At 47.3% G+C, this 12,973-nt stretch carries 13 protein-coding genes; 5 read left to right on the top strand and 8 right to left on the bottom strand.

What is annotated here, in order from left to right; genetic code table 11:
* Nucleotides 1-515 precede the first annotated feature (515 nt).
* From rlmM to MMG82_RS20480, 4 genes are all read right to left on the bottom strand, one after another.
* Nucleotides 516-1,601, bottom strand: coding sequence for a 23S rRNA (cytidine(2498)-2'-O)-methyltransferase RlmM (gene rlmM / locus MMG82_RS20495; protein WP_047535846.1), 1,086 nt, complete (start codon nt 1,599-1,601; stop codon nt 516-518).
* Nucleotides 1,602-1,754: 153 nt separating this feature from the next.
* Nucleotides 1,755-2,147, bottom strand: a complete 393-nt coding sequence (locus MMG82_RS20490) for a DUF423 domain-containing protein (protein WP_037416529.1) — start codon at nt 2,145-2,147, stop codon at nt 1,755-1,757.
* A 93-nt stretch (nt 2,148-2,240) separates the two neighbouring features.
* On the bottom strand, nt 2,241-2,906 hold the full coding sequence (locus MMG82_RS20485) for an alpha/beta fold hydrolase (protein ID WP_241407342.1): 666 nt from the start codon (nt 2,904-2,906) through the stop codon (nt 2,241-2,243).
* Nucleotides 2,887-3,798 (bottom strand): transcriptional regulator GcvA, encoded by a 912-nt coding sequence (locus MMG82_RS20480; protein ID WP_037416523.1) that lies wholly within the window; start codon nt 3,796-3,798, stop codon nt 2,887-2,889. Before MMG82_RS20480 ends, MMG82_RS20485 begins: the two co-directional genes overlap by 20 nt.
* A gap of 176 nt (nt 3,799-3,974) precedes the next feature.
* On the opposite strand from MMG82_RS20480, the gene MMG82_RS20475 reads away from it, so the two are divergent.
* Complete coding sequence (locus tag MMG82_RS20475) at nt 3,975-4,208, top strand: hypothetical protein (protein WP_037416521.1); 234 nt, start codon at nt 3,975-3,977, stop codon at nt 4,206-4,208.
* 130 nt (nt 4,209-4,338) lie between these two features.
* On the opposite strand, the gene thiI is transcribed toward MMG82_RS20475, so the two are convergent.
* The 3 genes from thiI to pomA all read right to left on the bottom strand — a co-directional run bounded on the left by thiI (nt 4,339) and on the right by pomA (nt 7,701).
* A complete protein-coding gene (gene thiI, locus MMG82_RS20470; protein WP_055647997.1) occupies nt 4,339-5,793 on the bottom strand; it encodes a tRNA uracil 4-sulfurtransferase ThiI in 1,455 nt (484 codons plus the stop codon).
* A 216-nt stretch (nt 5,794-6,009) separates the two neighbouring features.
* Nucleotides 6,010-6,930: a flagellar motor protein MotB gene (locus MMG82_RS20465; protein WP_037425837.1), complete on the bottom strand. Its 921-nt coding sequence runs from the start codon at nt 6,928-6,930 to the stop codon at nt 6,010-6,012.
* 3 nt (nt 6,931-6,933) lie between these two features.
* Nucleotides 6,934-7,701 (bottom strand): flagellar motor protein PomA, encoded by a 768-nt coding sequence (gene pomA, locus MMG82_RS20460; RefSeq protein ID WP_047535853.1) that lies wholly within the window; start codon nt 7,699-7,701, stop codon nt 6,934-6,936.
* Between the two features lie 314 nt (nt 7,702-8,015).
* On the opposite strand from pomA, the gene xseB reads away from it, so the two are divergent.
* Genes xseB through dxs form a run of 3 tightly spaced genes read left to right on the top strand, consistent with a single transcriptional unit; the run spans nt 8,016 to nt 11,029 of the window.
* Entirely contained in the window at nt 8,016-8,255 is a 240-nt protein-coding gene (gene xseB, locus MMG82_RS20455; protein WP_011623480.1) for an exodeoxyribonuclease VII small subunit, read from the top strand.
* 2 nt (nt 8,256-8,257) lie between these two features.
* Nucleotides 8,258-9,139: a (2E,6E)-farnesyl diphosphate synthase gene (gene ispA / locus MMG82_RS20450; protein ID WP_037425840.1), complete on the top strand. Its 882-nt coding sequence runs from the start codon at nt 8,258-8,260 to the stop codon at nt 9,137-9,139.
* A 21-nt stretch (nt 9,140-9,160) separates the two neighbouring features.
* A complete protein-coding gene (gene dxs / locus MMG82_RS20445; RefSeq protein ID WP_055647999.1) occupies nt 9,161-11,029 on the top strand; it encodes a 1-deoxy-D-xylulose-5-phosphate synthase in 1,869 nt (622 codons plus the stop codon).
* 120 nt (nt 11,030-11,149) lie between these two features.
* Here the strand turns inward: dxs and grpE are convergent, their stop codons facing one another.
* Nucleotides 11,150-11,770 carry a nucleotide exchange factor GrpE gene (gene grpE / locus MMG82_RS20440; protein ID WP_037416074.1) on the bottom strand — a complete coding sequence of 207 codons (621 nt, stop codon included), beginning with the start codon at nt 11,768-11,770 and terminating at the stop codon, nt 11,150-11,152.
* A gap of 99 nt (nt 11,771-11,869) precedes the next feature.
* Between grpE and nadK the strand changes: the two genes are divergently transcribed.
* Nucleotides 11,870-12,748, top strand: coding sequence for an NAD(+) kinase (gene nadK / locus MMG82_RS20435; RefSeq protein ID WP_086023973.1), 879 nt, complete (start codon nt 11,870-11,872; stop codon nt 12,746-12,748).
* Nucleotides 12,749-12,973: the final 225 nt, after the last annotated feature.

Raw genomic sequence — 12,973 nt, 5'->3', positions numbered from 1 at the left:
ATACCAAGCGGACAGGCCGGGCTTGTGTAGAGGTATTGTGGGAAGGATGGTTTAGGTTACAAACCATCCTTGAGGGTTACGAATTGGCCATGTCTCTCAATCACGAAGACTTGTGATCAAGAGACAGCCCTAGGGTGCGTTTTTTATGGCTGCCATTTAGGGCGTGTTGACGTTTCAGGGCTATTTTTGCAGCAATTTGGCTGGCGTTTATGCAAGGCAAAGTCCGTGCAGTGTAGTTATTCTACATAAACGGACGATAACGCAGCAGAAACGTCAGCCAAATGCTGCCCGAAGGGTTCGTCTGGCAAGCCCTTGCTCTTACTTTCGGTCATAAGAGCCGCTCGTCATTTGAGTAGAATAACTACACATCATTCCTCGTTTCGCGAGCACGTGCTTGCCAGAACGAACAAAATCTAATCTCGAAACGTCAACACGCCCTAGCAGAACAGCCAAATAAAAAGCCCCAAACATGACTTGAGGCTTCACTCACTAACAGAACGGTAAAAAACCGTAGATTAGTTCCAAGGCTGGCTAGGCTTAAGCCATAAGTGAACCGTCACCTCATCGCGGTCATGGTATAAATGCTTACACTGCAACTGGAATTCGTTGATGCCGTTTTCTTTGAGGATTTCCTGCATGGTATTCAAAATCGCCATCACTTCTTTATAACGGCTCTTCATCGGCAGCTTGAGGTTGAAAATTGCTTCTTTAAACCAGCCATTGATGGCCCAAGCTTCAATCAGCTCAGCCACGCGCGCGGGTTTTTCAACCATGTCACACACTAACCAATAAATGTTTTTACGCTGTGGCTCGAAGCGGAAACCATCCTCACGGAAATGTTTCACTTGTCCGGTTTCCATCAGTTTTTCGTTCATTGGGCCATTATCGACCGCGGAGACCATCATGCCACGACGCACTAACTGATAGGTCCAGCCACCTGGGCAAGCGCCTAAGTCCACTGCATTCATGCCGCTGCGAACCCGCTCTTCCTGCGCATCTTTAGGCACAAACTGCGCGAATGCTTCATCGAGTTTCAGGCTTGAGCGACTTGGTGCATCGGCGGCCATTTTCAGGCGCGGGATCCCCATAAAATAGGGTGAGCTGTTGTTGCTGAAGGAATAACCAACGTAGGCGCGTCCTGGGCCAACAAAACACACATGAATAATCGGACGCTTAGGGTTTTCCTGCGCCAGTAAACTGCCTGATTTTTTCAAATGCTGGCGCAAAGGCACAGTAAACTTACGGCAAAATGCCGACAGCTCTTTTGCTTCATTGGTATCAGGGGTTTCAACCCTCAGCTCGCCCGCTTTACTCACCTCACTGAGCGCTGCCACAATCGGGCTGACACGGTCAGACTCGGGCAAATCGGCTAGCAGTTCACTCGCGGCAAACATCTGACGAGCAAAGATCAGCGAATCTAACGACAGCTGCTTAGCCAAAGTATCGCCGCCATCATCGTCAAAACATTGGTATACCACATAGGCATCGTTATTGTTGGCCTTAACAAAGCCACCCACATTGAGCTCAGCCGCTCGCTGTTGGATTTCTGCTGCGCATTCTTTCTCATAGCCTGCACGGCAAAATAAAAATAGGTTTTTCATGGAGATCCTTAAGAAATCCAAGCCATAAACATGGCCGACTATCGATTTGGGCGCCAGTATAGCAATTTCAATACACAAAAGCCCGATTTGCTATCGGGCTTTTGTGCTATTGGCTGCGTGGACGCACGGCGCAGTGGCTGCGCCATACAAGCATTATGACTCGTTACCATCCACCACTTTATGGCGCCATACGGCCGCGGCCAGCAATAACCAACCTAAGAGGAAACAGCCGCCGCCCATCGGCGTGATAGGGCCAAACCATTTGCTGCCGACCAGCGCCAAACCGTAGAGCGAGCCAGAAAACAGCACTATACCCGCAATAAATAAATACGCCGCCCAATCGAGTAAACGTGAGGTTAACCACTGCCCCGCAAAAGCAACCACAATCAAGGCAAAGGTATGGTAGAAGTGGTATTGCACCCCAAGATTAAACACTTCAATCAACTCTGGGGGCGCCACGGCTTTTAAACCGTGGGCACCAAAAGCACCTAGCGCGACCGCAAAAAATCCGCTTACCGCGGCGAGTAACAACAATCCTTTACGCATTTTAACCTCCAAAAACCAATAGGCCTTACAACGGATGACGCCCGAGCCGTTAATCCAGACTCTGAACACTTTACGTCATATCAAGAAGAAACATTAGCCAATAAATTTTGCTGATAAATCAACAGCCAGTGCAAGGTTAGCCGCTTCAGTCGTACCTGACGACTTTCTTGGGACAAAACTATGATCCCCATCGGCTAAGTATTCAATTTGGATATCGCGCTTAAGCGGCCAGCTAGGGATTTGCATCTTACCGCCAAACTTATCCCGCTCCCCTTGCAGCACTAACACGGGCACTTGGCAGTCGTTCAGGGGTTCCAACCTAGGCTCACCGCCCTTAAGCGGAATAAAGGGATAACCTAAACAAATAACCCTATCGATACGGCTGGCTTGTACGCTATCACAGGCCAGTAACGCCGCCATGCGTCCGCCCATGGATTTGCCCATCAAGACCACCCGCTTAACCTTAGGCTGAGCGTGCGCCACATCGAGCATCTCGCTAAAACATGCAAGCAGCTTTGGTGCCCTGTCTGGCGGTCGCTTTTTACCATCCATGGCATTAGCCTGCATGTAGGGAAAGTTAAAACGCATCACTTGAAAGCCCTTGGCGACAAGACCTGCGGCCATTTGGCACATAAAGTCTGAGTCTCGATTCGCTCCCGCGCCATGGGCAAATAAAATCAAGATCTCTGAGGGTTCACCTTCTAACACATGGGCACTTAGTGCAACATTTACCAACGGATTATCCGGGCAACAACTCACTGCGTGACTCCTCGGCAAACATATCTAACATCCACTCACGAAACGCGACCACTTTACCCAGCTCGGCATGATTCTGTTGGCATACGAGGTAGTAAGCATCTTTGCTCACTAACACTTCTTGGAATGGGCATACCAGTCGTCCCGCCTTAATATCGGGCCGAGCCAACACGCTATAACCTAACGCCACACCTTGACCATGAGCCGCCGCCTGCAAGACGAGGGAAGAATGACTGAAAATTGGACCTTGGTTCACATTGATATCGGTAATACCGCATTGTCTAAACCACGCCTGCCAATCGTGGCGACTCATATCGTGTAGCAATGTATGGTGTTTTAAATCTTCCGGCTTTGACAGCGGCTTAGGGCCATTTAACAGCATGGGCGAACACACCGGAATAAGCACTTCATTGCGAAGTTTATCGGCCCGCAGCCCAGGCCAATTGCCTAAACCATAATAGATCGCGACATCAACATCGTCAGTTAAGGAACTGGCCTCTGTGTCCACCGCCTTGATCCGTACGTCAATATCAGGATTCTTTTCACTAAACTTGGACAGACGAGGCACCAGCCACTGAATCGCAAAGCTTGGCGACATGCTCACGGTCAACGAACCAATAGCACTACGTGCGAGCAGCCTATCGGTCGCATCTGCCAATTGAATAAAGATGTCCTTAATATCGAGAAAATAACTCTGGCCTTCCTCGGTTAGCAGCAGTGAACGATTTTTTCGGCGAAATAATTTTAATCCGAGAAAATCTTCCAGCGCTTTAATTTGATGACTCACCGCAGCCTGAGTCACAAACAATTCTTCAGCCGCTCGAGTAAAGCTCAAATGCCGTGCGGCGGCCTCAAATGCTTTAACCGCATTCAGTGGTGGTAAGCGTCTTGACATAGTGATCTCTATCTCAATTTTTAATTAGTTTTTCTAATCCGTATTGTTACATTTAATCGTTTGTAAAGGCCAGCGTTTTTGATTAAATTTTGCGCCAACGAAACACATGAGTTGGACAATCTCGAACGGGTGATGGGAATGTCTGACAGCAATACTTTGTCAGCCCGGAGGCGACTATGTTCAATTTAAAATCTGCTTTTGCGTTAGTGTTAGTCAGCGCACTCAGTGCCAATGTCTACGCTAATGTTATCAATGCCGAAATTATTATCGACACCAGTGATTTACAAACAAGTATCAATGCCGAACTGACGGCAACGATGGAAAAAATGCACCAAGAAGCACTGCAAGATCCCACCTTATTGATTGCCGATGAGGTGCTACCAGCACAGCAAGTGGTCAAAACCGAGTAAATTGCACTGCTTCGCAATAACATAAAAGCCGCATTCCAATGCGGCTTTTTTGTATTCGTAATCCCGTAGATTGCTGCATATCAAGGTCAAACCTGAGGCTTGACCTTGCATACGCTTTGCTGGCTATCGCTTAAGGGCGGTAAACCTTAACATTGTGATAACCTTGCTCAATCAGGTAAAGTGCCTGTAATTTACTCATCACGCCGCGCTCACAGTACAGCAGGTAAGTCTTTTGCTTATCGAGATCGGCAAACTGAGTCGCTAATTTGAAGAAAGGAATGCGCTTGATTTCCACGCCTTCAATCTCCAGCGGTTTATTCTCTTCTTCCTCTGGGGCGCGAATATCAATCACCACTTCATTGGTGTCGATAGCAACAACGGTCTCAGTTTCAGTGATACGGGTATTCATTTGTTCTGCTATCTCCCGGATATCAATAGCCACGGCTTGCTCTATGATACGGTCAATCAAATCCTCAGAGAATTTCGTCTCTTCCGCTTCCACCTTAGCCAGTACCGCTTTAACAGTCGGCTTTTGTGAAATCACCCCGCAATATTCCGGCATAGACTTAGCAAAATCTTCGGTGCCGATACGGCGGCATTCATTGATAATATCTTGCTTATCCATAGTGATCAGCGGACGCAAAATCAACATATCGGTGCAACGATCAATCACGTTTAAGTTGGTTAAGGTTTGGCTCGACACTTGACCCAAGCTTTCACCAGTCACAATCGCCTGAATGCCCATACGCTCGGCAATACGTGCCGCGGTGCGCATCATCATCCGTTTGAGCACCACGCCCATTTGACCGTTGTCGATTTTCTCTAAAATCTCGGCCACCACAGGCTCAAACGGCACGGACACAAACTTCACCTTGTGGGATTCACCATAGGTTTTCCACAAATGGTAAGCAACCTGCTTAACGCCAATCTCGTGCTGCGCGCCGCCTAGGTTGAAGAAACAGTAATGGGTACGAGCGCCCTTCTTAATAAATTGATAACTCGATACGCCCGAGTCAAAACCGCCCGAAATTAACGACAACACATCTTCCTGCGTTGCCATTGGGAAACCGCCTAAGCCTTCGATACGCTTAGTCACCATATACAGTTTATCGCCCTCGATTTCGAGGTTAACAGTGACTTCGGGGTTCTTTAAGCGCACGCCAATCGCATCGGTAAACTGGTTTAAACCACCACCGACATAACGCTCTACTTCAATAGAGTTAAAATCGTGATTACCAGTGCGCTTGACGCGTACACAGAAGGTTTTGCCGGCAATTTGGTCACGGTAAACGGGCAACACTTGCTGATAAATATCATCCACAGAGGTAAAGCTGTATTCATCCACTTGCACTACATGGGCGATCCCAGGGATACAGGCTAAACGCTCACCAAAGGCCTGAGCTAATTCAGGTTTATCATTTGGCACCTTTACCCAAATACGGTCCCATTGACGTTGCACTTTAGCATCTTCATCAACTTTTTTGAGCACGTTACGGATGTTGGTTTCAAGCATTTTAGTGAAGCGCATGCGCACAGGCTTACTCTTCATCATGATTTCTGGGTACAGCTTTACAATAAACTTCATGGGATTTCCGCGGGCAATTTTGGCAACAGCAAAATTGGTTAAAAGAATAATCGCCGGATTATAACAAACTCACGGCGATTGGCGCACCTGTTTCCACACTAGGACTGCTCGTGGCGTGCGCTTACGCACAGTTGAACTTATAGTCAAAAAAGCCCAAATAAAAAAGCCGTGAGCAAGTCACGGCGTTTTTATCAAATAACTGATTTGGATTAAAAGCTATTTACCTACTTGAATTTCTTCGGATTCTTTTGCTTTACCTTGTTCAATCGCAATCTCAACTCGACGATTTCGCGCGCGATTTTCAGGCGAATCATTTAGGACAATTGGATTATTTGAGGCCATACCAACCACTTTCATCCGTTTAGGATCAAAACCCTTGACCTGCAATAACACATCAGCCACAGCTACAGCACGTTTACTGGAGAGATCCCAGTTTGAGCTATAGAGCTCATCACTTATCTGCATATCGTCGGTGTAACCCGATACGGTGATAATTCCCGGCACATCTTTGAGCAACTCACCGACCGAGCGCACCACTGGTTTAAATCGCGGTTGTAGGAAACCAGAGCCTGAGGCAAATGAACCTTTTTCACGGATGCGAATAATAATTTGCTGTCCAAGTGACTCAATTTCAATCGCCCCATCGGTGATCTCTTTATTGAGCTCCTGCGCCATTTTTTTCACTTGCTGATTGATCTTATCCTGAGCTGCCGCAGCCTCGGCCTTCACCGCATCAGCGGTTTCTTGAGCAGTGGCCGTTGCTTCACCACCTCGCTGCGAACCGTTCTGTTGTTGTACCCCACCCGCACTATCATCTTCCCCCGCTTGGAAATCCAACGTGGGTTCGGTCATTTCATTGGTTTGTTGGTTGATGATCTCAATCGGCGTGGGATCGGGACGACCAGGACGGAACTCGAGGGCAATCACAGACGTCCCCTTAGGAATATCTTTGACTTCGACTTTGTTTTGCACCCCAAATGCATACTTCATCGAACCTGCAATCTGCTTAAACTTCATCACATCCATTTCAGAGAATGACAGCAGCAACACGAAGAAACACATCAAGAGGGACATCAAATCGGCAAATGTTGCCAACCAGAGTGGTGCTCCGGGCGGTGGACAGTTGCACTTAGCCATGGGCTACTCTCCGTCCGTTGTATCGATTTTCCGCTGTTTTTCAGCAAGATAGTTCTTCAAAAAGCCTTCAATTACTCGAGGGTTTTGGCCATCTTGAATCGCCAATACCGCATCCATAATCAAGTTACGGTTTAGCATTTCCTCACCCATTCTAAGGCTTAATTTATCGGCGATAGGAATACACACCATGTTAGCCACTACCGCACCATATAGAGTAGTTAACAACGCAACCGCCATTGAAGGGCCAATCGATTTCGGGTCCGACATATTGGATAACATCGCCACCAAGCCCACTAGGGTACCAATCATCCCCATCGCGGGTCCTACGTCACCAAAAGCCCGGAAAATGGCGATGCCGTTGCGATGGCGCTCTTCGGTGAGGGCGATATCTTTTTCAAGCGCGGCACGCACCACCTCACCGTCATGACCATCCACTAACATATCGACGGCTTTTTGCATAAAACTGTTGGAAATTTGTGCTTCTTCAAGAGCAAGAAATCCACCTTTACGCGCCGCATCAGCCATCGTCACTGATTGTTCGATAAGATCTTCAGGTTTATCAATTTTAAACATAAAGGCTTTTACTGCGATTTTTACCGCACCTAAAAACTGTTTTAAATTGAATTTCATCATCACGACAAAGAAGGAGCCACCAAACACGATAAAGACGGAAGGAATGTCGATAAAAATTGCAATGCCGCCGCTGGTTACCATGGCCCAAAGGATAAAACCAAAGCTCCCGACTAGTCCAATAACTGTAGCTAAATCCACAACGGCTCCTCAATATTCTGTATAAACGACATGATACTGACTCTATTGGCAAAATAACACTAAATGTCATCCGTCAACAGTTAACACTTTGGTCTTAACCCAAGCCTTATTTTATGATGTCTTAAGATGATTATAAGCATAATGCTACTATTGTCATTTATCGGACAAGCTCTAAGCAAGTTTAGCGGCAATTTCTATTTTCTGAAAAAAATTCAGCAACAAAGCGTGCTATCGAGCAAATATCCATCGACTGAATTTGACCCTTGAGCCGCCCTGATATACCTTGTGTCCGCTCTTTCAAAGGAATTATTAACGTGGCAAAGAAACCCGAAAATCTCAGTTTTGAAGAATCCCTTGGTGAACTCGAGCGCATCGTTGCTGAGTTAGAGCAGGGCGATGTCTCTCTCGATGATGCGTTAAAACAATTTGAACGAGGCATCAATCTGGTGCGTAACAGCCAGGCAAAACTTGAACAAGCTCAGCAAAAAGTGGCCATTTTACTCAAGCAGGATGAAAATGCGCCCCTCTCTCCCTATGCCGTTGAGGGCGAATAAGCGTGTTAGTCAATGCAATAAAAGAATATCAACAACGAGTTGATAACCAATTAAAACAACGTTTTAGTACACTCGAAGATACAGCTCCTCAGTTAAAAGCCGCGATGACCCATGGCGCCCTTTTAGGGGGAAAACGCATTCGTCCCTTCTTGGTTTACAGTGTCGGGCAAATGTTTGGCGTAGCACTTGAAAAACTCGATGCCTGCGCCGCCGCGATTGAATGCATCCACGCCTATTCGTTAATCCATGACGATTTACCCGCTATGGATGATGATGCACTTCGCCGTGGTCAACCCACAGTGCATATCGCTTTCGATGAAGCCACCGCAATTCTTGCTGGGGATGCACTACAAACCTTAGCTTTTGAGATTGTGACTGAAGCCGTGCCAGGGATTACCAGCGAGCAACATATCGCTATGGTCAGAGCATTGGCAAAAGCCTCTGGTTATCGGGGGATGTGCGGCGGTCAAGCCATCGACTTAGCCTCCACCGATAAGCACATTGACCTTAAAGCATTAACTCAACTGCATAATATGAAAACAGGGGCGCTGATCAGCTGCGCCGTTGAGTTAGCCTTGATCGCCGCGAACGCGCCAAAAGATCAATATCAGACTATGATGGAATTTGCCCATGCCGTAGGACTTGCCTTCCAAGTCCAAGACGATATTCTGGACATTATTGCCACCACGGAAGAACTCGGCAAACCTCAAGGCTCAGATGCCGAGTCAAATAAGAGTACTTTTCCGCAACTACTTGGACTGCAAGGCGCAAAAGATACCGCCGCGCAACTGATCCAAGAGGCACTATCAGCGCTGGCTAAATTGCCATACAATAGCCAGTTAATTGCAGACTTCGCCCGCTATATTATTGAGCGAAGAATATAAAAAGAGACGAAGTATCTCGCTATGAGTTTGGACATTTCTCAGTTTCCGGTGTTGGCACAGGCCAACACACCTAATGAACTCCGCCAGCTTCCACAGGCCCTATTACCCCAATTGGCCGATGAGTTGCGGGAGTTCCTTCTTAAGTCCGTTGGCATGTCCAGCGGACATTTTGCCTCTGGGCTTGGCACTGTCGAGCTGACTGTTGCCCTGCATTATGTCTATAACACCCCGTTTGACCGTTTGATTTGGGATGTTGGTCACCAAGCCTATCCCCATAAAATCCTCACTGGTCGCCGCGATAGAATGCACACCATTAGGCAAAAGAACGGTTTACACCCCTTCCCTTGGCGGGAAGAAAGTGAATACGACACCTTTAGCGTAGGCCACTCAGGCACCTCCATCAGTGCCGCATTAGCCATGGCCGTTGCCGCCGAAAAAGAACAGGCAGGCCGTAAAGTGGTTGCCGTGATTGGCGATGGTGCAATGACAGGCGGCATGGTGTTCGAGGCAATGAACCACGCGGGTGATTTGCACAATGATATGCTGATGGTGCTAAACGATAATGAAATGTCGATTTCAGAAAATGTCGGCGCACTCAACAATCACTTAGCCCAATTGATGTCAGGCCGCTTCTACACCACGATTCGTGAAAGCAGCAAGAAAGTACTCAAGGGCATGCCTGTTATCAAAGAAATGGCCAAGCGCACCGAAGAACACCTCAAAGGCATGGTGGTTCCTGGCACACTGTTTGAAGAATTAGGCTTTAACTATATCGGCCCTATCGATGGCCACGATGTCGATGCCCTAGTGGAAACCCTGCGCAATATGCGCAATCTCAAGGGGCCACAAGTGCTACACATTATGACCAAAAAAGGTCGCGGTTATGAGCCAGCAGAAAAAGATCCTATCGGTTGGCACGCCGTCCCTAAATTTGACCCATCACAGTTTAAGAAGCCAGCGACTAAGCCGGGACTACCAACCTTCTCCCAAGTGTTTGGCAAATGGTTATGTGATATCGCTGAGCAGGATGAAAAAGTCTTAGGCATTACCCCTGCCATGCGTGAAGGGTCGGGTATGGTGGAGTTCTCGCAGCGCTTCCCAAAACAATATTTTGATGCAGCCATTGCCGAGCAACATGCGGTGACCTTAGGCGCAGGGTTTGCCTGTGAGGGCTATAAACCTGTGGTCGCCATTTATTCGACTTTCCTGCAACGCGGCTATGATCAGCTTATCCACGACGTCGCATTGCAGCGTTTACCCGTACTATTTGCGATTGACCGTGGAGGTATTGTCGGTGCCGACGGCCCAACCCATCAAGGGGCGTTTGATTTAAGCTTTATGCGCTGTATTCCAAATATGGTGATTATGGCGCCATCGGATGAAAATGAATGTCGCCAGATGCTGTATACCGGGTATTGCTATGATGCAGGCCCAAGCGCAGTACGCTATCCAAGAGGTAGTGCAACAGGTGCGACTCAAGTTGAAGCCATGACGGCGCTGCCAATTGGTAAAGGGGTGATTAAGCGTTTAGGCAAACGTATCGCGATGCTTAACTTCGGGACTACCTTAGCCGCAGCACTCACTGCCGCAGAGAGTTTAGATGCAACAGTGGTCGATATGCGCTTTGTGAAACCGCTGGATGTGGATTTAGTCAAAGAGATGGCGCAAACCCACGATGTGCTCGTCACAGTGGAAGAAAACGCCATTATGGGCGGCGCTGGCTCAGGTGTGCTAGAGCTTCTGCAAAAGCTTAAAATGCCTAAACCTGTACTACAAATTGGCTTGCCCGATGAGTTTATTAAACATGGATCACCAGAAGAAGTGATCCATGACTTACAACTCGATGCCGAAGGCATGTTAGCGCAGATTAATGCCTATCTTGCCAATTAAGCTCAAGGGAGCTTGCTCCCTGTTTATGACAAAATAAGCTACTGATTAACTTACAATAAAAGTTTTAAACTAAAAAGGACTGCATCTGCAGTCCTTTTTATTGGTTTAACGTTTTACCGCTTACGCTTCAATATCAATCGAAGCAGACTCTTGGCTAGGGCCACCTTGAGACACCATCACCATGGCTGGGCGCAATAAACGGCTATTCAGTTCATAGCCTTTTTGCATCACTAACATCACAGTATTTGCTGGGAATTCAGCACTTGGTTGCATACCAATCGCTTGATGTTGATCAGGGTTGAAGGCTTGTCCTTGAGGATCGATTTGTTTTACACCAAATTTCGCCACAGCGGTCAACAAACTCTTTTGTGTTAACTCAACACCTTCATAGATAGCTTTAGTGGTTTCATCTTGCGGATTAGTCCCTTGCAGCGCTCGCTCCATATTGTCTATCACTGGCAGTAATTCGTTGGCGAATTTTTCCAGAGCAAACTTATTGGCTTTCTCTACATCCATCGCAGCGCGACGACGAATGTTATCCACTTCGGCAGCTGCACGTATTACTGAATCTTTTTGCTCATCAACTTTCGCCAAAGCGTCAGCGAGTAACTGTTCCAGCTCTTCAATACGGAAATTGGCTTGGGTAAGCTCATCAATCAGACTTGCTTCTTCGGTAGAAACTTCAGACTCTACACCCTCTTGGATCAGATCCTGTTCTGCTTTAATCGACTCGTTGCTCATTTTCACTCCAGCTAAAAATGCTTTGTTTCTAAATACTCTGGGCATATTATGGGGATCAATTTTGACGTTTCAAGGCCTAAGGCCAGATCTAGCATAAATATGACCACAAAGTTCCACACCATTGGCCTAATTGGTAAGCCGCATCATCCAGGGACAAATCAAACCCTCAAACGTCTGCACCACTGGCTGACGATGCAAGGTTATGAAGTCCTCGTAGAAGAGCGGGTAGCAACTGAGTTAGGCCCACAAATTGTGGCGGTTGATTTATTAGAGATTGGCGAGCGTTGTGATTTAGCGATAGTCGTTGGCGGTGATGGCAATATGCTCGGCGCCGCCAGAGTACTGGCGCGCTTCGATGTGGGCGTGATTGGTGTAAACCGTGGCAACCTTGGCTTTTTAACGGATTTACCGCCGGATGCATTCGAAGAGGCGCTCGCTAAAGTGCTCGATGGTGAGTTTGATACCGAGCACCGTTTTTTACTTGAGGCAGAGGTCTATCGCCATGGACAGCTAAAAGCCAGTAATACCGCGGTGAATGAAGCGGTGCTGCATCCAGGTAAGATCGCTCACATGATTGAATTTGAAGTCTATATTGACAATCAATTCATGTACAGCCAACGCGCCGATGGCATGATAGTTTCCACTCCCACGGGATCAACCGCCTATGCACTGTCAGCAGGTGGGGCGATTCTCACCCCCAATTTACAGGCATTAATTTTAGTCCCGATGTTTCCACACACCTTGTCATGCCGCCCTATCGTGGTCGATGCTTGCAGCACCATTAAGATGGTGGTTTCCCCTGAAAATGGCGAAAACCTTGAGGTTAGCTGTGATGGCCATGTGCATTTAGCAGTATTACCCGGCGATGAGATCATCGTGCGCCGCAGCTCTGAGCAACTTAGGCTTATCCATCCTAAAGGCCATAATTACTTCCATGTGTTGCGAAGTAAGCTCGGCTGGGGCAGTAAGTTGTTTTGAGTTTGTACGATGAGATGATGCGAAGCTTAACTCAAGCAACCTACCATAAAAAATATAGATAATGACTGACTATAGTTGTTAACAAAATGGAGTTGTGCAGCTGCATTGCTGTAAACAGCTTTATTAACCGTTATTAAATTTCAGATTAACTCATATTTCATAAAGTGACATTGCTCACACTCAATTTCCCCATCCGATAAAGCGTGAACTAGATCACGCTAAAAA

The sequence above is a fragment of the Shewanella sp. MM_2022_3 genome (assembly GCF_022557375.1).
Classification (GTDB): domain Bacteria; phylum Pseudomonadota; class Gammaproteobacteria; order Enterobacterales; family Shewanellaceae; genus Shewanella; species Shewanella xiamenensis.
The sequence above is the reverse complement of the archived record's forward strand: the minus strand, read 5'-3'. Positions and strand labels throughout refer to the sequence as shown.

Bases quoted from the DNA above. Each gene is read 5' to 3' on its own strand.
- rlmM (WP_047535846.1), bottom strand. From the start codon at position 1,601: ATGAAAAACCTATTTTTATTTTGCCGTGCAGGCTATGAGAAAGAATGC.
- MMG82_RS20490 (WP_037416529.1), bottom strand. From the start codon at position 2,147: ATGCGTAAAGGATTGTTGTTACTCGCCGCGGTAAGCGGATTTTTTGCG.
- MMG82_RS20480 (WP_037416523.1), bottom strand. From the start codon at position 3,798: ATGTCAAGACGCTTACCACCACTGAATGCGGTTAAAGCATTTGAGGCC.
- MMG82_RS20475 (WP_037416521.1), top strand. From the start codon at position 3,975: ATGTTCAATTTAAAATCTGCTTTTGCGTTAGTGTTAGTCAGCGCACTC.
- thiI (WP_055647997.1), bottom strand. From the start codon at position 5,793: ATGAAGTTTATTGTAAAGCTGTACCCAGAAATCATGATGAAGAGTAAG.
- MMG82_RS20465 (WP_037425837.1), bottom strand. From the start codon at position 6,930: ATGGCTAAGTGCAACTGTCCACCGCCCGGAGCACCACTCTGGTTGGCA.
- dxs (WP_055647999.1), top strand. From the start codon at position 9,161: ATGAGTTTGGACATTTCTCAGTTTCCGGTGTTGGCACAGGCCAACACA.
- grpE (WP_037416074.1), bottom strand. From the start codon at position 11,770: ATGAGCAACGAGTCGATTAAAGCAGAACAGGATCTGATCCAAGAGGGT.
- nadK (WP_086023973.1), top strand. From the start codon at position 11,870: ATGACCACAAAGTTCCACACCATTGGCCTAATTGGTAAGCCGCATCAT.